Consider the following 20005-nt stretch of genomic DNA (forward strand, 5'->3'; position numbering starts at 1 on the left):
GAAGAAATAGTCGAACAGGTTTCGCAAGCGTGGAATAAATTCATTTCTGTTCCTGATACGGTTAAAAGCATATGCTCTAGAGACTGGATAAAATTGACTTAATCTTTATGCAGATTGGTATTATATGCAACAACCAATCGGCGCTAAAGCGCTCTCATACGAGTAATGCATGTGTATGTTTCTTGTGGGAACAGGCTTCAGCCATTATTTTTGGTTTGTGCTTAATATTAATTAATAAAATGGAATTTTAAGAGCGTATTTGATATTGAGATAAGAAGGGAAAAGATGGGGCGATTGACGGGGCTTGAACCCGCGACAACCGGAATCACAATCCGGGGCTCTACCAACTGAGCTACAACCGCCACAACACACCTTGTTTGGTGTGGCGCGGATAATACATAAAATAATAAATCTTGTGAAGGGTTAAGAGCAAAAAAAGTGAAAAAAATTTAAAATTGAATATTTTTGTTCATAAAGCAGCCAGAGAATGAATGTTTAAATCGTTTTTTATCTGGTTGGGTAAAATAAAAATTAACCCTAAAGACGTTCTTTTAAAGATAAATAGATTAATTAATTAAATAATAAATTGAAATCAGATATAATTTAACCAGCAAACTGCTTAATACTGAATATCAGGAGTGATAATGGATACAATACTTAACTGGATAAACGAAAACTCAGGTTTGATTTTGCATTATGGCATTCAAGCTGTAATTGCATTGGTGATCTTTTTACTGGGCGGTCGTGTTGCAAAATTTTGCTCTAACCTAACTGAAAAAGCATTCGATAAAAAGAAAGTAGATAAAGCTGTAGGTTCGTTCGTATCAAGCATTGTTTATGCCATCGTATTTATGGCAACAATCTTAATGGCGTTGTCACAAATAGGCATAGAAACCACTTCATTTATCGCTATCTTAGGTGCTGCAGGCTTAGCAGTTGGCTTGGCACTGCAAGGTTCACTATCTAACTTCGCATCTGGCGTACTTATTATATTACTTCGTCCTTTCAAATCGGGTGATTATGTCGAAGCTGGCGGTAAAGCTGGTACAGTGAAAAAAATCGAAATTTTCTCTACTGAACTACGCACACCAGATAACAAAGTTATCATCATGCCCAACTCTAAAATTATGTCTGACTCAATTATTAATTACTCGCGCGAATCAACTCGCCGTATCGATCTAGTTATTGGTGTTGGTTATGATGCAGACTTACGCAAAGCAAAAGAAGTACTTAAATCAGTACTAGATCAAGAGTCACGCATTCTTAAAGATCCAGCTTATAACGTATCAGTGTCTGAGCTCGCAGATTCAAGCGTAAACTTCATTGTGCGTCCGTGGGTTAACTCAGGCGATTACTGGCCAACTTATTGGTCTTTAATTGAGAACATTAAAATCGCATTAGATGATGCGGATATCACTATTCCGTTTCCGCAAATGGATGTTCATTTGCACAAGCAAGATTAATCAATATACAAGTAACAAAGGTTATTTTTAATGAAATTAAAGCTTTTATCAATTTTAGTTGCAGTATCAGCTACAACTAACGCATTCGCAGAAGACGCTAGAACATGGGAAGTTACCAGTGAGCTAGGTGCAATCATAACTAGCGGTAATACTGAAACAACCACTCTTAAGGGTGGCATCAAGGCATTACATAACTTAGAAAGCTGGAATAACGAGTATAAAATTAACGGTCTTTATAAAGAAGACAACGTTGAAAATGAAGCGGGTATAAAAGAAAAGCAGCGTACTAACGAAAAATATTCGTTATCAGCACAAGGTAACTATAAATTAAATGAAGATCATGCTCATTTATATATCTATGGTTCACATGTTTCAGATTACTTTGGCGCTTATCGCAGTGAGTCGGTTATCTCAGCTGGTTATGGTCAACGCTTGTTAGATCGTTCTGACATGTGGCTAAATGCTGAAATTGGTCCTGGTTATAAATATTTTCAATACCCTGATACAAGTAGTGAAGTAGATGAAAATGGCAACTCTTTAGCTGGTGAGCGTGAAGGTGAAGTTATTGCTTTAGGTAAGCTTGATTATAATTGGCAGATATCTGACAACGCTAAGTTTACTCAGTTAGTTGCAGTTGAATACGGTGATACTAACACTAAAACACGTTCAGAAACTGCACTTTTAGCTAAGATAAATGGCTCATTACAAATGAAAGTTGCTTATAACATCACCAACAACTCAGATGTTGCTGATGATAAAGAAAGTACAGACACAGAAACGTCGCTGACACTGGTTTACAGTTTTTAACAGTTTAGCTCTGTTAAGTGACATTTAACTGTAATAAAGGGACGAAAGTCCCTTTTTTATTTGTAGTGAAATAATGTAGAATAGCCAATCTTTTGGCTGTAGTTCTAGGGATAAACCTACTTGTGATGCTTTTTAAACGATTTTTAATAACTTTTTTACTGTTAACGACTGCATCTGCATTTGCATTTACACCGAGTGCAGCGCAGATTGAACAATTTAAAAAGCTGCCAAAAGCCCAGCAAGAGGCACTGGCTAAGCAGTATGGTGTCGATCTATCCACAATTACCGGTAAATCATCATCAAGCTCAATAAAAGAAGATGAGCCTACAATTCAGCCTCGCCAATTACAAGAAGAGCCTGAGTTAACCGACGAAGAACGCTTTAAGCCGCAATTAGACGAAATAAAACCATTTGGCTACGAGTTGTTTTCTGGCGAGCCAACTACATTTATGCCAAGTGAAAATGCGGCAGTACCAGAAACATATTTAATTGGCCGTGGTGATCAATTAAAAATTAATTTTTATGGCAAAGAAAGTGAAAGCTATGAAGTTAATGTTGATCGTGAAGGCCGAATTAATATCCCTAATTTAAGCCCTGTTGAAGTTGCTGGGCTTACATTCGGCGAAATAAAAGAACTTATCAAAGCCAAAGTTGCACAAGAAGTTATAGGTGTAAAAGCGTTTGTATCGCTAGGAAAATTACGCAGCATGCGTATCCTAGTATTGGGTGAAGCACATAAGCCGGGTAGTTATAGCGTATCGTCGTTGACCACAGTGTCACATGCTTTGTTTATTAGCGGCGGTGTATCTGAAATTGCATCTTTGCGTAACATTCAAGTTAAACGTGCTGGTAAAGTTGTTGCAAACTTTGATCTTTATGATCTACTTATAAAAGGTGATAGCCGCAACGACATCATCTTAAAGCCAGGGGATGTAGTATTTATTCCACCAGTTGGTTCACAAGTAGCCGTTGAAGGGTTAGTGAAGCGCCCAGCTATATTTGAATTGAAGAATAATGAAAATGCCCAAGACGTATTAAAAATGGCCGGTGGCTTGAAGCCTGGAGCGTATGCACAAAAAGCAATTGTAGAGCGTTTTAATAATTACAATGCTAAAGAAATTTTATCAGTAGACTTTAGTGGCAAAGATATTGCCTATATCCCACGTGATGGCGATAGAATTCGCTTTAATCCGGTAAGCTTGCAGTATCAAAACTCAATTAGTGTAATTGGTGCTGTTGCACGACCAGGTAATTATCAATGGTATCAAGGCAAGCATATTTCGGATGTATTAACGTCTGTTCGTGGTGATTTGTTACCACAAGCTGACCTTAGTTACGCTTTATTAGTGCGTGAAATTAATATTTCAGGTGATATTGAAGTGCGTCAATTCGACATAGCGCAAGCTATTGTAAAAGCAACTGCACATGACTTTGAGTTAAAAGCAAACGATAAACTATTAGTTTTTAGTCGTTACGAAGAAAAAGAAGCTGAAGAGTTAGCTTTAAAAAATATGGCCCTCACCGAAGAACAGCAAGCGCAGCAGGTGAAAGTTCAGCAATGGCATAAATACCAAAAGAAAGAGTTTGAAAAATACATTGGTGTTGCTACAGATGATATGGAATTACAACTAAAGGATACTTCAAACTTAACTATTGCTGAAATCTCAAAACGCAAAGCTGAAGAAGAAGAGCAAAAACTAAAGCCTGAAGATTATGCTCTGTTTAGTCGTAATAACTTGCTAAAGCCGGTTATCGCAAAGTTAAAACTGCAAGCAAATGTTAGACAAGCAATGCAACTGGTAGAGATCAATGGTCATGTTACTTATCCAGGGATTTATCCATTAACGATAGGTAGTGAGGTCAATGATCTTATTATTGCAGCAGGTGGTCTACTTGAATCTGCTTATACAGAGCAAGCTGAAATTACCCGTATATTAGCTGGTGATGCATCAAAAGTAGAGCATATTAAGTTTAATTTGCATAAAGCTATACTTGGAGAGTCTGATGATAATCGCATTCTTCGTAGTAAAGACAGTTTAAATGTATTCTCAATCCCTAACTGGCAAGAAAATGTAAAAGTTGAGCTAAAAGGTGAAGTTAAATTTCCTGGGTCGTATACAATTCGTCGTGGTGAAACATTAACTAACTTACTAGAGCGCGCTGGTGGTTTTTCAGAGTTTGCCGAAGAAAAAGCAGCTATTTTCACTCGAGAATCAATTCGTAAACAAGAGCAACAGCAACTCGCTAAGTTATCTGAAGAATTACGCAGAGATATAGCGCAGAAGAGTTTTGAAAATTCGGTCGGTAGCAATTCACTTTCGTATGATGAGATGAATAAGTTACTCAATGACTTAGCTAATGTAGAAGCGGTTGGCCGATTAGTTATTGATTTACCTTTAATTGTTGAAGACAAACAACGCTTAGTGCTGCAAGACGGTGACACTTTATATGTACCAAGTAAACGCGACTCTATCAGCGTCATCGGTGAAGTAAATTACGCAACCTCACATTTATATAAACCAGGAACCAGCTTTGAAGATTATATAGCCCTAAGTGGTGGTTTAAAAGAGCGTGCGGATGATGAACGGATTTACATTATTAAAGCAAACGGTTCAGTTAAAATTCCTGATAGTGGTAGTTGGTTTGCTGTTAATGATTCTCAGCTGATTGAAGCTGGTGACACAATAGTAGTGCCGCTTAATTCAAATTACATGGACAATCTCACGCTGTGGAGTACTGTTACACAGATCGTTTATCAATTAGGTATTGCAGTAGCAGCTATTGGTAATCTTTAGGTAATGAACTCACAAATCGCTAGTTACTATGAGTTAGAGTCATGTATATAACGGTTTCCAGGATTTCAGTAGCTAATTCAAGCAGTATCCGTGATATGTATTGTAAATAGAGAATTGAAGTAATGTTAAAGACAGAGAATGATTATCAAGAAGTTAGTGTGAAAACGCAGGAAATAGCTGAGGATTCAATTGATCCGAATGAGCTGATATTAGCTATTTTACAGAAAAAGATATTGATAGTAATTATCACTTCTTTATTTACTTTAGGGGCTGCATTATTTGCGATTAATAGCCCTAATATATATAAGTCAGAAGCGCTACTTGCACCTGCCGATACAGATAAGTCAGGTGGAGGGTTAGGTGCTTTAGCTGGGCAGCTCGGTGGCCTAGCAAGTATGGCTGGGATAAGTCTTGGCGACGATGGGGATGAAAACGTTAAAATGGCTATAGAAGTAATCAAGTCAAGACAATTTATTAGTGAATTTATACAGCGTCATAAAATATTACCTGATTTAATGGCAGTAGATTCATGGAATATGGCTGATAATACTTTGAGTTATGATGAAGATGATTACCTAGTGTCAGAAAGTCAGTGGGTGAGAGATGTTAATCTTCCATTTAAAGCTGAGCCATCGATGCAGGAAGCATACAAAGAGTTTAATAAGATAATGTCTGTTGCATTAGCCAAAGATAGTGGAATGGTGACGATTTCAATCGAACATGTATCACCTTATATAGCAAAGAATTGGGTTACATGGCTGGTTGAAGATATTAATGCTGAAATGAAAAGTAGGGATGTGCTCGAGGCTAAGCGCAGCACTGAGTTTTTAAATAAACAAATATCAGAAACCACGATTGCTGGTATTCGTACTATTTTATTTAAATTAATAGAAGAACAAGCGAAGACAATTTTATTTGCTGAGGTTAGAGATGAGTATATTTTTAAGACAATAGATAAAGCTATTGTTCCTGAGGAAAAGTTCAAACCTAAGAGGTTGCTTATATGTATCCTAGGGGCCGTATTAGGCTTTGCCTTGAGCGTGATGTTTGTTCTAATGCAGTATTTTTCTAAAAAAAGCTGACTTCTAGTATAGCTGTTATTTAGCGATGAAGTGTTGTTATTTAGACAGACTTTTACGCTAAGAGTTATGTTGCAATTAAATATAGAAAGAAATCGAATGTTCGAAAATAAAATAAACCATACAGATATACATGTACATAATAGATTTAAAGCAAGTAGTGAAGCTTTAAAACAAAAAACTATATATGTATATTGCCCTGAAAGTTTAGAGTCGTTAATTAATAAGCTTGTCGGTAACTATGATTTTGATATCAAGGTCAATGACTACAGCTTAAAAGATTTAAGCAAGCAAGTAATATGTCACTACCAAGCTGCGGATTTAAGTTTAGAGCAAAGACATTACTTAGTTGTTGCGACTGAATTAGGCGCTTGGGTGGAGCCTCTCGTTAGTTATTTAGATGCACGATTTGGTTATACAGAAGTTGCTTTACTTCATAGTAGTTACTTTTTGCATCAGAAGGCATTTTCGATTTTATCGCATAAGCGAACACAGTTTGCAAAAAGGGTTATGGATATAGCCGCTGCACTTTTACTTACGTTAATTGCGCTTCCTATTGGCTTGATAACTGCCTTACTTATTAAATTAGAATCACCAGGAGCTATTTTTTATAAGCAAAGGCGAACAGGGCAATATAACGAAGAATTCTCTGTGATTAAATTTAGGTCAATGAGCAAGAATGCAGAAAAATCAGGTGCACAATGGGCATCAAAAAATGATAGTAGAGTTACACGAGTTGGACAGTTTATAAGGCGAACACGTATTGATGAATTACCTCAAATAATTAATATTTTTAGAGGTGAGATGTCAATTGTTGGTCCTCGTCCAGAAAGAGAGGTGTTTATAGATAGCCTCGAAAAAGAAATTCCTTATTACCGCTTTAGACATGCTGTGAAGCCAGGTATTACAGGGCTGGCGCAAATTAGTTATCCTTATGGTGCATCTACAGAAGATGCCATTTGGAAGCATAAATATGACATATATTATATCAAGCATCATAGTACTTGGTTGGATATTAAAATATTATTTAAGACTGTTAAAGTCGTATTATTTGGTATGGGTCGATAAGATTAAATTTAGAGAGATATATTTTGAAAATTCTTGTTACAGGTGGTGCTGGGTTTATTGGTTCAGCAGTCATTAGGCATATAATTGAAAATACGAACGATACGGTCATTAATTTAGACAAACTTACGTACGCTGGAAACTTAGAATCATTAGTTGCCGTTCAGGATAACGAGCGCTACTACTTTGAAAAAGTTGATATTTGTGAACGTTCAGAATTAGATCGCATATTTGATCAATATGAACCAGATGCGGTTATGCACTTGGCAGCAGAAAGCCATGTTGATCGCTCAATTACCGGGTCCGCTGAATTTATACAAACCAATATTATTGGCACATATAATTTGCTAGAGGCTGCTAGATGTTATTGGAATCGATTAAGTGATCCTGTAAAAGCTGATTTTCGATTTCATCATATTTCTACAGATGAAGTTTATGGTGATTTACCACACCCTGATGAACAAAGCGGCACTCTTCCGTTATTTACAGAGGAGACATCTTACTCGCCGAGTAGCCCTTACTCAGCAAGTAAAGCATCAAGCGATCACCTTGTCCGCAGTTGGCTTCGCACTTATGGTTTACCAACAATAGTAACTAATTGTTCTAATAATTATGGTCCATATCATTTTCCTGAAAAGTTAATTCCACTTGTTATTCTAAACGCACTAGATGGAAAAGAACTCCCTATTTATGGTAAAGGGGATCAAATTCGCGATTGGTTATATGTCGATGATCATGCAAGAGCTCTTTATAAAGTGGTCACTGAAGGAAAAGTTGGAGAAACGTATAATATAGGTGGGCATAATGAGAAGAAAAATATAGAAGTTGTGCAAACTATTTGCAGCATATTAGATGAGCTGGTACCTAAAAAATCGAAATATAAAGAGCAAATTACATATGTAGCAGATCGTCCCGGTCATGATAGGCGTTATGCAATAGACTCAACAAAAATGAGTTGTGAACTCAATTGGACACCAGTAGAAACGTTTGAAACTGGTTTGCGTAAGACAGTGGATTGGTATTTGGTTAATACTAACTGGTGTGAGAATGTACAAAATGGTTCCTATCAAAGAGAGCGTTTAGGCACACTGAATGAAATGAAGGAAGATAAATAATGAAAGGTATTGTATTAGCAGGTGGTTCGGGGACAAGACTTTATCCAATAACTAAAGGTGTCTCAAAGCAATTGCTGCCTGTTTATGATAAGCCAATGATTTATTATCCAATTTCTGTCCTGATGTTAGCTGGGATCCGTGAAATACTTATAATCACAACAAAAGACGATATAGCCGGATTTGAACGTTTATTAGGTGATGGCAGTGAGTTTGGTGTTAATTTCTCTTATATTATCCAACCAAGTCCTGATGGGTTAGCTCAAGCTTTTATACTCGGTGAGGATTTCATCGGTGATGATGATGTGTGCTTAGTCTTAGGTGATAATATTTTTTATGGACAAGGTTTTACACCAAAGCTAAAACATGCCGTTGAGAATGCAAAAAATAAAAATGGTGCAACAGTGTTTGGTTACCAAGTAAAAGATCCAGAACGCTTTGGTGTTGTTGAGTTTGATGAGAATAACAAGGCCATATCAATAGAAGAGAAACCTATAAAGCCTAAATCTCATTTTGCGGTCACGGGTTTGTATTTTTATGACAACCAAGTTGTGGAAATGGCAAAAAATGTAAAACCTTCTAGCCGTGGTGAACTAGAAATAACTTGCTTAAATGATATGTACCTGAAAAGTAAAAACCTTAATGTAGAGATGTTAGGGCGCGGTTTTGCATGGCTTGACACTGGAACGCACGAAAGCTTATTAGAAGCTGCAAGCTTTGTTGAAACAATTGAAAAACGTCAAGGTTATAAAGTAGCTTGCTTAGAAGAGATTGCATTTAATAATGGTTGGCTTACCAAGTCACAGGTAATAGATTTAGCAAAACCACTACTTAAAAATAATTATGGGCAGTATTTGTTAGAAATAATTAAGGAATAATTATGAGCTTAATTAAACTAATTAACTTACCGCCATTAGGTGATGAACGAGGATCGCTTGTTTCTCTTGAAAGTAATAAGTCAATACCATTTGATATCAAGCGAGTGTATTACATTTTTGGAACTAAGCCTGGTGTTGCTAGAGGTTTTCATGCCCATAAAAAGCTAAAGCAAGTAGCCGTTTGTGTAACAGGTAAATGCCGCATGACACTTGATGATGGCATACAAAGAAAAGAAGAGTGGTTGGATTCAGCCACTAAAGGTATTTTGATTGAAGATATGATATGGCGGGAAATGCACGATTTTAGCGATGATTGTGTGTTACTTGTATTAGCAAGTGAACATTACGATGAATCTGATTACATTCGAAATTATGATGAGTTTTTAAAAGGCGTAAATAATGTTTAGTAATATTTTGGTGATAGGCGCCGGTACTATGGGGGCTGGAGTTGCGAGTCAATTCGCCCTAAAAGGTTTTAACGTTACCATTTTAGTTAGAAGTGAAGAAAAAGTCATATGCCTAAAACCTGAACTTGAAAAATTAGTTAAACGCTCTTTAAAGCGAATGCAATTAAAAGAATCGCAGAGCGATGTATTAGATAAAATTGATATCGTAAAAGAGTTGGCGAACGAAGCTAGTTATGATTTTGTTTTTGAAGCTATTAGTGAAAATATCAATCAAAAAAAGCAAATTATTCAAGATTATACTGGTTTCATAACAGAGAATACTATTTGGGCAACAAATACATCCAGTTTATCTGTAACAGATATGGCTGCAGGCTATAAATACCCAGAAAACTTCATAGGTATTCACTTTTTTAATCCTGTAGCGAGTATGGAGTTGGTTGAAATAATACCATCAATGCTTACCTCAACCTCAGTAGTGGACAAGTGTTGGGATTTTTGTACTTTATTACAGAAAAAACCTGTGCGTGTTGAAGATAGCCCTGGATTTATTGTGAATAGGTTGCTTATTCCTATGATTAATGAAGCTGTTGAAATTTTAAGTAGTCAAGTTGCAAGTGCTGAAGAGATTGATTCGGCAATGAAATTAGGTGCTCATCACCCATTAGGGCCATTAGCTTTAGCTGATCTTATCGGTAATGATGTTTGCTTATCAATTATGGAGGCTCTATATACAGCAACTTCAGACTCAAAGTATCGACCTTCATATTTGCTTCGTAAAATGGTTAGCGCAAAAAAATTAGGTAGAAAAACGGGTATTGGTTTTTACTCTTATTAAAAGGAACTCAAGATGGCGAATTTGATTCATCCAACAGCTATTATTAGTGAAACAGCTTCAATTGGAAAAGATGTAACAATTGGAGCATTTACTATTGTTCACGAAAATGTATCTATAGGCGATAACTCAGTTATTGAATCGTTCTGTGAGTTAGGAGTCGAGAATGCATTTTCTGAAGGGTTGCCATTAGTTCTTGGAAAAAATAGCTATATCCGTAGCCATAGTATTTTTTATGCTGCTTCTACCTTTGGCGATAATTTAGTCACAGGCCATCGTGTAACTATTAGAGAGAAGACAACGGCAGGTGTTGGATTTCAAATTGGTACGTTGGGTGATATCCAAGGGCATTGCACTATCGGCGATTACGTAAAGTGCCATAGTAATGTTCATATTGGGAATAAGTCAAAAATAGGTAATTATGTATGGATTTTTCCATATGTCGTACTTACAAATGATCCCCACCCACCAAGTGAAGTTCTACTTGGTTGTGAAATTAGTGACTTTGCTGTAATTGCGACCATGTCAGTTATTTTACCGGGGGTAAAAGTTGAATCTGATACATTGATAGGTGCAGGTAGTATTGTCGGGAAAACAGTAAATTCAGGGTGGGTTGTAGCTGGTAATCCGGCTAAACCTATATGTGAAATTACTAAGATAAAACTTAAAGATGGTTCCAACCGAAATGCTTACCCTTGGCGAAGTCATTTTACTCGCGGATATCCTCAGGCCGAAGTGGAAAAGTGGATTGCTGAATTTAGTATTTGATTACAGTTAATTGTTGAAAAAATAAATGAGTTGATAATGATCCCTTTTCTAGATTTAAAAAAAATTAACAATCAATACAAAGCTGACTTAATTTCTGCTTGTAGCAGAGTTATAGAGTCAGGTTGGTATGTTCAAGGTAAAGAAGTCGCTGAATTTGAAAGTGAGTTTGCTCAATATTGTGGCACAAAGTATTGCATTGGTGTTGCTAACGGCTTAGACGCACTTACGTTGACTTTGAGGGCATGGAAAGAGTTAGGAAAGTTAAAGGACGGTGACGAAGTTATCGTTCCTGCAAATACTTATATAGCCAGTATCTTAGCTATAACAGAAAATAAATTAAAACCTGTATTAGTTGAACCTGAGCAGCATAGTTACAATCTATGTCCTGTAAAAACCGAAGCAGCAATTACTTCTAAAACGAAAGTAATACTGGTAGTTCATTTATATGGGCAATTGGCAAATATGCCAGCTATTATGGGTATAGCAAAGCGCAGTAACTTACTTGTTCTGGAAGATTCCGCTCAAGCCCATGGCGCTAGCCTAGGTGGTAAGAAAGCGGGTAGTTGGGGTGATGCCAGTGGTTTTAGCTTTTATCCAGGGAAGAATTTGGGAGCCCTTGGTGATGCTGGAGCTGTAACTACCAGTGATCAAGAATTAGCCGATACAATTCGTGCGCTTGGCAACTATGGAAGTAAAGAAAAGTATGAAAATGTTTATCAAGGTGTCAATAGCCGCTTAGATGAAATACAAGCTGCTATGCTTAGGGTTAAGCTACGTTATTTAGATAACGAAATAGCCCATAGACGTGCGGTAGCTGCAAGGTATATGAGTGCTTTGAAGGGTTCTCAGTTTATACTTCCATTTGCAGATGATACAGATATAACAACTGAAGAAACACATGTGTGGCATTTATTTGTTATTAGGGCTACTGATAGAGTTACTTTTCAAGCCTATATGAACGATCTGGGTGTACAAACTTTAATTCATTACCCTAAGCCACCACATAAGCAAAGTGCTTATCCGGATTGGAGTAATCAATCGTTTCCAATTACCGAGCTAATCCATAAAGAAGTTATAAGTCTTCCGTTGTCTCCTGTTATGGAAAGTGAAGATTTAGATCAAGTAATCAACGCTGTTTCTTTATATGACATTACTTAAAACATCTGTTTTGAGTTTTATTGCTACCGCAGTGAAAATGCTCGCTGCTCTAGTGATAAATAAAGCTGTAGCTGTTTTAGTTGGCCCTTCAGGGCTTGCATTGATGGGCCAACTTCAAAATTTTATTCAGATTGCTATGACTGCTGGTCAAGGTGGTATTAACCAAGGGGTTGTAAAGCATACAGCTGAGTATTCAGTTGAAAATAAAACAACAAGTGCGCTATTTAGTACCGCAACAGTTATTAGTTTTTTCACTGCTGTTAGTGCCGGAATAATCGTATGCGTTTTTTCAGGACAATTGGCCGATTACTTCTTAAAAAATCGTGATTACACCTACATATTTATACTTTTTGGTTTTAGTATTATTTTCTTTGTATTAAACCAACTGCTTTTATCAATAATAAATGGTCTCAAAGAGATAAAAGTTTTCATTAGTATAAATATAGTGCAAAGCGTCTTTAGTTTAATTTTTACCTTAGTGATGATCTATTGGCTAGGATTAGAAGGCGTATTCATTGCTATGGTAACCAATCAATCAATAATATTATTGGTACTTATTTGGGCGATTCGTCACCATGCACTGATTAAATTATCAGCATTTCGAAAGCGCTTTGATAAAATAGAAGCTAAAAAATTATTTAAATTTTCAGCAATGACTTTAACAAGTGCTGCAGTAGCTCCTATCTCTCACCTTATTGTTCGCGACTACTTAGGTAATAATTTAAGTTGGCAAGAGGCGGGTTATTGGCAAGCTATCTGGTATATTTCAAGTATGTATTTAATGGTGGTTACTACAACATTAGGGATCTATTACCTACCTAAGCTTGCTGAATTAACATCTAAAAAAGAAATTAAAAAAGAATTGATAAATGGTTATAAAATAATACTTCCAATAGTGATTTTAATGGCTATGTTAATATATTTTCTTAGAGAACTTATTATACAAGTTCTCTTCTCGAAGGAGTTTATACCCATGGCTGAGCTTTTTAAATGGCAGCTTATAGGTGATGTAATTAAATTGGCTTCGTGGCTTCTTAGTTACGTAATGTTGGCAAAGGCAATGACAAAGTTATTCATAACAACGGAAATAGTGTTTTCGATTGGTTTTGTACTTTTAGCAAAATACCTTGTGAGTCAATACGGCCTAAATGGTGTTACTTACGCTTATGCTTTAAATTATTCAGTATACTTTATAGTTGTTGCTTTTATTACTCTAAATTACCTGCGTAATAAAAAGTCAGCTCTAATGTTTAAATAAACCTTTCAACTTGCCTTTTTAAATCTAATATTATGAGTGACTTTATATGTCAGAAGTAATTACAATTGCTATTGTTGCCTATAACTCTTCAAGCACAATTCTCGAAACACTTAATAGTGCGTTAACGCAAACCTATCAAGCAAAAAATATAGAGTTATTAATAAGCGATGATGGCTCTAGTGATAATACTACCGTAGTTGCCAGTGATTGGTTGCAATCGAATCAGCATCACTTCTACAGAGCTGCCTTATATAAAAATAAAGTAAATAAAGGAGTTTCAGCAAACTGCAATATTGTTTGGCGAAATGCGACTGGACGATGGGTTAAAACGATTGCTGCCGACGATATATTAGTAGATACCTGCATTTGCGATAATCTTAACTACATAAAAGAACATCCTGAAGCGCAAGTTTTATTCTCTGACGCCATCTTATTTTCGGGTGATTTAAAAAATCAAAAAGTGGCAAAAAATGATCAAAAACTTTTTGCTATGACGCAAGCTGAGCAGTTTAATATGCTCTTGAAGGGTTGCAATATTTTAGCACCAACATCGTTTATGAATAAAAAAACGCTAGAGAGTGTTGGCTTCGCTGACGAGAGATACGCCATGCTCGAAGATTATCCATTATGGTATAAAATTTTAAAGCAGGGTATTGGTCTTGATTATTTTGAGAAAGAGACTGTCTACTATCGAGTCGGAGACTCATTGAGTCAACATAGCGAGTTTATTGGCAATGCTAAATACTTGAATTCACTCTATTGCTTTCAAAAGGATTGTATTTGGCCTGAGCTGAGTTATAAAGATGTATTCAAAATTTGGGACGACTATATTATTTTCAAAGAAAAAACATTGTGGCTCAAATTTGTTGGCACTAAAAGAAGTAACACATATTTAATTTATCATTACATAACATGCCTATTTAGGCCATATAGACTTTATAAAATGATTAGAAAGTTTTTATAATTAAGTGTTTGAGGTCAATTTTTGTGATAGAAAATCTACTAATTTTTATATTTTTGATTTTTGCTACGCTTGTAGCAAATTATCAACTGAGGATTTTCTCTTTTAGACCCTCTATTTTAGGGTCATATCTTTTTTTAACACTATTTGTTCAAATTATACCCGGTACAATTTTAGTTTCATTTTTTGCCTTCCCTCTAGTCTTGAATATTCAAACTGGAATGTCGCAAGAGCTTTTAGAATTAACATTTCGCTATACAACATGTTCAATTGCCACTTTATTGCTCATGCTATCTTTTTGTTCTAAATACATTGATTTAGATATTAATCTAAAAACGGTGCCTGTCTCAAAAGGAATGGGTGTAGGGTTATTGCTAATTTCAATTGTTGTAGTGTTTATTAAGGTTGCTTCTATAGGGCAGCTACCGATCCTACTGGCTCTAAAGGGAGATGCTATAGGTGCTGCTCTGCTGAAGGCAAAAATACTTAAACAAGAAACAGGAATGGGTGGGCTTTTTATAGGGTATATTTTTATGTATTTCCCTTATGTATCACTAATTTATTCCTACATATGTAAACAGATACTACCCTCCACATCAAAGATATTTTATATTAATTTTTACCTGATGACTTTTTATTGCTTGTATGACCTACAAAAGTCTAAATTAGTAATGGTATTTTTTATGTTATTTGTTTTGTATCTAAAAAAAGCAAAAAATATTAACTACTTTTATGTATTAATTACACCACTAATAGGATTAATGTTTTTGGCAGGTGGCTTCATGGTTTTACATGAAACGCCCATTGGAGAGGTTTTAAACGCAGTTGCTGGAAGAATGTTTATTGGCCAAGCCGAAGGCGCATACATGATGTATGATGTACTGACCCCAGACTTTGAGCGTATAACTTATGGTATGCCATTAGCTGGCTCGTTTGGGTTTGCGGCAATAGATCCTGCTGCTGAAATTATTACAATATTTTTTCCTACAGCTGGTAGTGCATGGGTTAACTCGAATACTTATATGCAATCACATGCATGGACTATTTTTGGCGATATATCGCTTATAATAGCTCCTTTAATTGTCACTATGAATATCGTTGGTTTATATATTTTGAAGGGGGTATTCAGCAGATACCTGCACGGTTATGCCCATGCCGTTTATATTGTCACGCTACTTACATTACCAATCAATAATGACTTTTCATTTTTCTTGTATTTCAAGTCTTGGTTATGTTTTATTATTTTGTCAGTGTTTTTAATTGTCGTTAAAATGCCCGGCTTTTTTATTTTAAAGAAAAAGGCTAAGGTAAAGGAAGAGTAATGAAAGTTTTACATGTTGTTGGGAATGAAATAGAGCCATCGAACGGTATTGGTCGATTGATCCCTGAGATGATCAAAATGCACAGCCTACACAGTGAATTAATAAAACCATCACTTTTGATTTTTGATAACTCATTCGATTCACAAGAAATTGAGGTGTTTAATTTCTTTGATATTAAAACACCCTCACTATTTTTAGAAAGCTTCGATTTGGTAGTTTTTCATGGTATTTATTATCTAAAGTATTATTCATTATATAAGCTATTAAAGTCTCTAAACATTAAATATATTGTAAAACCTCATTCAAGTTTGATGAAAGCGGCTCAGAAAAAGTCAAAGCTAAAGAAGATGATTGCAAATAGAGTATTTTATAAAAAGTTTATATCTTCAGCCGCTGGAACGATATTTACTAATGAAGATGAGAAAAAAAATTCTTTGTCCTGGAATGACAGCGAGTATATTGAGCCAAATGCTTTAGATTTTAATTATGAAAATCCGACTGAAAAGACGGTCAGTAAAGAAGAGCCTATTCGATTCATTTACCTTTCTAGAATTGACTTTAATCATAAAGGCACTGATATTTTGCTTGATGCTCTAATGTTGATAAAAGAAAAAGGTTTGATTGACCGTATACATTTAGATATTTATGGAATCGGAAGTGAGAAAGAAGAGGCAATTGTTAGATCTTGTATTAAAAGTTTAGATTCACCTTACATAAAATTTAAAGGTGGTGTTTTTGGTGAGCAGAAAATTAACGCTTTTAAAGAATCAGATGTATTTGTTTTAACGTCTAGATATGAAGGTTTTCCCATGGCAATTCTTGAGGCGTTATATTTTGGTATTGCATGCTTAGTTACGCCGGGTGCTAATATGTCGGAAATATTAAATAAAAACGACATTGGCTGGTTGGCAGAAGGAACACCAGAATCAATCGCAAAGCACCTTTTAGAAATTAGTAGTTATACTCGTGAAGATTTAACAGTCAAAATACTTAAAGCCCATGAATACGTTATTGATAATCATAGTTGGAAGCAAGTAACAAAAATAACTGAAAAATTATACAATTCAGTAATAGAGATGAAATGATATGAAAAAAGTTATTTTAGTTGGGGGGGCGAGCTTTATTGGCTTAAATTTAATTGAAAAGTTTCTTTCTGATTCATATAGGATTTTTGTTTATGGGCGTACTGAGCCAAGTATAATTTCAGAAAATTTAATCTTTATCAAAGGGGAGTTGCATGAGATATCTGAAAAATTAGCTTTTTTATCGCCAGAAGAAATACATGATGCAATATATTTAGTCAATACAGTACCTGTAAATGGGAGTCTGGATAACTATAAGCAAGAAATTGCTAATAATAAAGCTGCCTTAACATCATTATTTATAATTGTTGAGCGAGTTATATTTTTTTCATCCGGTGGGCGAGTTTACAAAGATAGTAAGAATCCTCACCATGAGATTGATGAGCTGGGTCCTATATGCCCTTACGGTAAAAGTAAAGTTGAGTTAGAAGAATTTATCAAATTAGAAAGTATGCGTTTAGGAAAACAATTTTTAATTGTTAGGCCTGCGAATCCATACGGGAAGCACCAAAATATTAAAGGAACGCAAGGGTTAATTGCTGTACTTTTGGGACGAATTAAAAACTCTAATAGTATTGAGGTTTGGGGAACTGGTAATGAAGTGAGGGATTACATTTACATAGATGACTTTGTAAATTTGTTCATCCAATTATTAGAAGCTAATGACTTACCTTTTTCAATATATAATATTGGATCTGGAGGAGGTCTATCAACATTGGATATCATCAAGGTAATAGACGGCGAATTAAGCGGGCGGTGTGATTATGTAATTAATTATATAAAGCCCCCAAGTCCATTGATTGAATCAAATATTTTAGATGTTTCACGCTTAACCTCTGTTGTAACTGAACATAAGAAAACTAGTCTACGTGATGGTATTCGTCACTTGATAAGCGAACTTGAACTCTAAGATTAAATCCCCAAAGTATGATAAAGCAACTAATTTTTAGGTTTTTGATATGTCGTTAATATCTATAGTTATGCCCGCTTACAACGCACAACACACAATTATTCAAAGTATAGAATCAATTTTAAAACAAACTCACACACAGTGGGAATTGTTAGTTACTGATGATAATTCAACAGATGGTACAAAAGATATTATTTTAAATTATGCCGCTAAAGATGACAGAATAAAATATTATCTCAATCATGGTGTATCAGGTGCCTGGTCGGCTCGAAATAATAGTTTGAAATACATTTCTGGTGAGTATGTTGCTTTTTTAGATAGTGATGATACTTGGGAACCTTCGAAGCTAGTTTTACAATTGGAAGCAATGGTCGAAAACGGTGTGTATGCATCTCATACTGCTTATAACCGAGTTGATAGCGTGGGGGCATTTTTAGGCTTTAAAAAAGCTAAAAAGTTAGTTACTTATAAAGATATGCTAAAAGGAAATCAAATTGGCAATTTGACTGGAATATATAGCGTTAGCAAGTTAGGTGTTGTGATGCAGGAGCCTATTGGACATGAGGATTATGATATGTGGCTTAGAATTTTGACACAAACTGATTCTGTAGGAGTATCTAGCCCCTTAGCAAATTATAGAGTGCATACTAATAGCCTGTCTGCAAATAAATTTAAAGCTGCGATATGGCATTTTAAAATACTAAAGAAGCAAAAATTCATTTCACCAATAAATATTTGGTATTACTTTATGTGTTATTTCATCAATGCAATTAAAAGTAGAGTTTGATCTTCTACCCTATTTTAACTTGAAAAGTTTTAATCGGTTTTTTTATAGACACCACCCTAAAGTAGCACGTATAATCCCCCGCGTCTGAAATGAGAATATGCAGCTCTTAGACGCAAAGTCACTATTTTAGGGATTGATATGGATAGTTGGTACTTATTATTTTGTAAATCAAGGCAAGAAGCTCGTGCTCAAGTTAATTTACAAAACCAAGGGATTGAAGCTTTTTTTCCTCAGCTACAAAAACAACAGCTAATGAAGGGTCGTCGTACTTTTAAACAATCCGCTGTGTTTCCTAATTATTTATTTGTTCGCTTAAATCCCCACACCGGCAACTTTGCTGCGGTAAAAAACACCCGCGGTATTAGTGGTTTTGTGTCGTATGGTGCGTCGTATCAATTAGTACCTGCACAACTTATTAAAGAATTAAAAAATTTCGAGCTAGCGCAAGATAGTAATAATTTACCGCAACCCGGTGATTTAGTGTGCCTAAATAATGGCTCATTTAAAGACGTACAAGCAATATTTAAAGAGCCAGACGGCGACATGCGCAGCATATTGTTAGTCAGCCTACTAAATAAACAAATAGAAATGAGCGTAGATAACAGCGACGTAAGAAAAGTAAGTTAAAAGTTTTAAGTTAAAGGTTAAAGGTTAAAGGCACTAGGGAAGTGACAATGACCTAATGAACACGCGTCAGCAAGCTTAACGCCTACGGTGTTAAATTGTATTCTGGTGTTTAATTACGTGTAGGCGAGTGGCTTGCCACCGCGAAAGATTTACTCAGTGCTCGGTGATAAAAATGGTTTTCGTATGAGCCGTTTAGCCCGAAAAGAATAAAGATTCACCACAGAGAACACCGAAATCACAGAGGAAGGGATAATAAGTTAACCTAAGGGTTTCATAAATGTTTTCTCGGTGTTGCGAAGCTCGGTGGTAAAAATGGTTTTGTAGGCGAGTAGCTTGCTACCGCGAAAGGTTTACTCAGTGCTTGGTGATAAAAATGGTTTTCGTATGAGCCGTTTAGCCCGAAAAGAATAAATATTCACCACAGAGAACACCGAAATCACAGAGGAAGGAATAAGAAGTTAACCTAAGGGCTTCATAAATGTTTTCTCGGTGTTGCGAAGCTCGGTGGTAAAAATGGTTTTGTAGGCGAGTAGCTTGCTACCGCGAAAGATTTACTCAGTGCTCGGTGATAAAAATGGTTTTGTAGGCGAGTAGCTTGCTACCGCGAAAGATTTACTCAGTGCTCGGTGATAAAATTGGTTTTCGTAGGAGCCGGCTTTGGCCCTAAAAGAATAAATATTCACCACAGAGAACA

The 20005-nt window shown here is 35.7% G+C and carries 18 protein-coding genes and 1 tRNA gene; 18 read left to right on the top strand and 1 reads right to left on the bottom strand.

What is annotated here, in order from left to right; genetic code table 11:
* Nucleotides 1-286: 286 nt before the first annotated feature.
* A tRNA-His gene (locus H5201_RS20445) sits at nucleotides 287-362 on the bottom strand.
* A gap of 282 nt (nucleotides 363-644) precedes the next feature.
* Between H5201_RS20445 and H5201_RS20450 the strand changes: the two genes are divergently transcribed.
* From H5201_RS20450 to rfaH, 18 genes are all read left to right on the top strand, one after another.
* A complete protein-coding gene (locus H5201_RS20450; protein ID WP_145236563.1) occupies nucleotides 645-1463 on the top strand; it encodes a mechanosensitive ion channel family protein in 819 nt (272 codons plus the stop codon).
* A gap of 30 nt (nucleotides 1464-1493) precedes the next feature.
* Nucleotides 1494-2270 carry a YdiY family protein gene (locus H5201_RS20455; protein WP_149980544.1) on the top strand — a complete coding sequence of 259 codons (777 nt, stop codon included), beginning with the start codon at nucleotides 1494-1496 and terminating at the stop codon, nucleotides 2268-2270.
* A gap of 125 nt (nucleotides 2271-2395) precedes the next feature.
* Entirely contained in the window at nucleotides 2396-5065 is a 2670-nt protein-coding gene (locus tag H5201_RS20460; RefSeq protein ID WP_182785276.1) for an SLBB domain-containing protein, read from the top strand.
* A gap of 122 nt (nucleotides 5066-5187) precedes the next feature.
* The gene (locus tag H5201_RS20465; protein ID WP_182740737.1) at nucleotides 5188-6147 is read left to right on the top strand and encodes a Wzz/FepE/Etk N-terminal domain-containing protein; all 960 of its coding nucleotides are present in this window, start codon (nucleotides 5188-5190) and stop codon (nucleotides 6145-6147) included.
* 96 nt (nucleotides 6148-6243) lie between these two features.
* Complete coding sequence (locus H5201_RS20470; protein WP_246175487.1) at nucleotides 6244-7212, top strand: exopolysaccharide biosynthesis polyprenyl glycosylphosphotransferase; 969 nt, start codon at nucleotides 6244-6246, stop codon at nucleotides 7210-7212.
* Nucleotides 7213-7235: 23 nt separating this feature from the next.
* The gene (rfbB, locus tag H5201_RS20475; protein ID WP_149980547.1) at nucleotides 7236-8324 is read left to right on the top strand and encodes a dTDP-glucose 4,6-dehydratase; all 1089 of its coding nucleotides are present in this window, start codon (nucleotides 7236-7238) and stop codon (nucleotides 8322-8324) included.
* On the top strand, nucleotides 8324-9199 hold the full coding sequence (rfbA, locus tag H5201_RS20480) for a glucose-1-phosphate thymidylyltransferase RfbA (RefSeq protein ID WP_149980548.1): 876 nt from the start codon (nucleotides 8324-8326) through the stop codon (nucleotides 9197-9199). The genes rfbB and rfbA overlap by 1 nt, the downstream gene beginning before the upstream one ends.
* A 2-nt stretch (nucleotides 9200-9201) precedes the next feature.
* Nucleotides 9202-9606 carry an FdtA/QdtA family cupin domain-containing protein gene (locus H5201_RS20485; protein WP_149980549.1) on the top strand — a complete coding sequence of 135 codons (405 nt, stop codon included), beginning with the start codon at nucleotides 9202-9204 and terminating at the stop codon, nucleotides 9604-9606.
* On the top strand, nucleotides 9599-10441 hold the full coding sequence (locus tag H5201_RS20490) for a 3-hydroxyacyl-CoA dehydrogenase family protein (RefSeq protein ID WP_149980550.1): 843 nt from the start codon (nucleotides 9599-9601) through the stop codon (nucleotides 10439-10441). Before H5201_RS20485 ends, H5201_RS20490 begins: the two co-directional genes overlap by 8 nt.
* 12 nt (nucleotides 10442-10453) lie before the next feature.
* A complete protein-coding gene (locus tag H5201_RS20495) occupies nucleotides 10454-11206 on the top strand; it encodes an acyltransferase (RefSeq protein WP_149980551.1) in 753 nt (250 codons plus the stop codon).
* Nucleotides 11207-11242: 36 nt separating this feature from the next.
* A complete protein-coding gene (locus H5201_RS20500) occupies nucleotides 11243-12364 on the top strand; it encodes a DegT/DnrJ/EryC1/StrS aminotransferase family protein (RefSeq protein WP_149980552.1) in 1122 nt (373 codons plus the stop codon).
* A complete protein-coding gene (locus H5201_RS20505) occupies nucleotides 12351-13622 on the top strand; it encodes an O-antigen translocase (RefSeq protein ID WP_182762442.1) in 1272 nt (423 codons plus the stop codon). Before H5201_RS20500 ends, H5201_RS20505 begins: the two co-directional genes overlap by 14 nt.
* Nucleotides 13623-13668: 46 nt before the next feature.
* The gene (locus H5201_RS20510) at nucleotides 13669-14586 is read left to right on the top strand and encodes a glycosyltransferase (protein WP_182740735.1); all 918 of its coding nucleotides are present in this window, start codon (nucleotides 13669-13671) and stop codon (nucleotides 14584-14586) included.
* Nucleotides 14587-14609: 23 nt separating this feature from the next.
* Nucleotides 14610-15905 carry a hypothetical protein gene (locus H5201_RS20515; RefSeq protein ID WP_149980555.1) on the top strand — a complete coding sequence of 432 codons (1296 nt, stop codon included), beginning with the start codon at nucleotides 14610-14612 and terminating at the stop codon, nucleotides 15903-15905.
* Nucleotides 15905-16990 (top strand): glycosyltransferase family 4 protein, encoded by a 1086-nt coding sequence (locus H5201_RS20520; protein WP_149980556.1) that lies wholly within the window; start codon nucleotides 15905-15907, stop codon nucleotides 16988-16990. The genes H5201_RS20515 and H5201_RS20520 overlap by 1 nt, the downstream gene beginning before the upstream one ends.
* Before the next feature lies 1 nt (nucleotide 16991).
* A complete protein-coding gene (locus H5201_RS20525) occupies nucleotides 16992-17897 on the top strand; it encodes an NAD-dependent epimerase/dehydratase family protein (RefSeq protein ID WP_182785274.1) in 906 nt (301 codons plus the stop codon).
* Between the two features lie 49 nt (nucleotides 17898-17946).
* Complete coding sequence (locus tag H5201_RS20530) at nucleotides 17947-18684, top strand: glycosyltransferase family 2 protein (RefSeq protein ID WP_149980558.1); 738 nt, start codon at nucleotides 17947-17949, stop codon at nucleotides 18682-18684.
* A gap of 138 nt (nucleotides 18685-18822) precedes the next feature.
* A complete protein-coding gene (rfaH, locus tag H5201_RS20535) occupies nucleotides 18823-19311 on the top strand; it encodes a transcription/translation regulatory transformer protein RfaH (protein WP_182785275.1) in 489 nt (162 codons plus the stop codon).
* The last annotated feature ends 694 nt before the right edge of the window (nucleotides 19312-20005 follow it).

Origin of the sequence: Pseudoalteromonas sp. SG43-6, assembly GCF_014164365.1 — a bacterium.
Classification (GTDB): Bacteria; Pseudomonadota; Gammaproteobacteria; order Enterobacterales; family Alteromonadaceae; genus Pseudoalteromonas; species Pseudoalteromonas rhizosphaerae.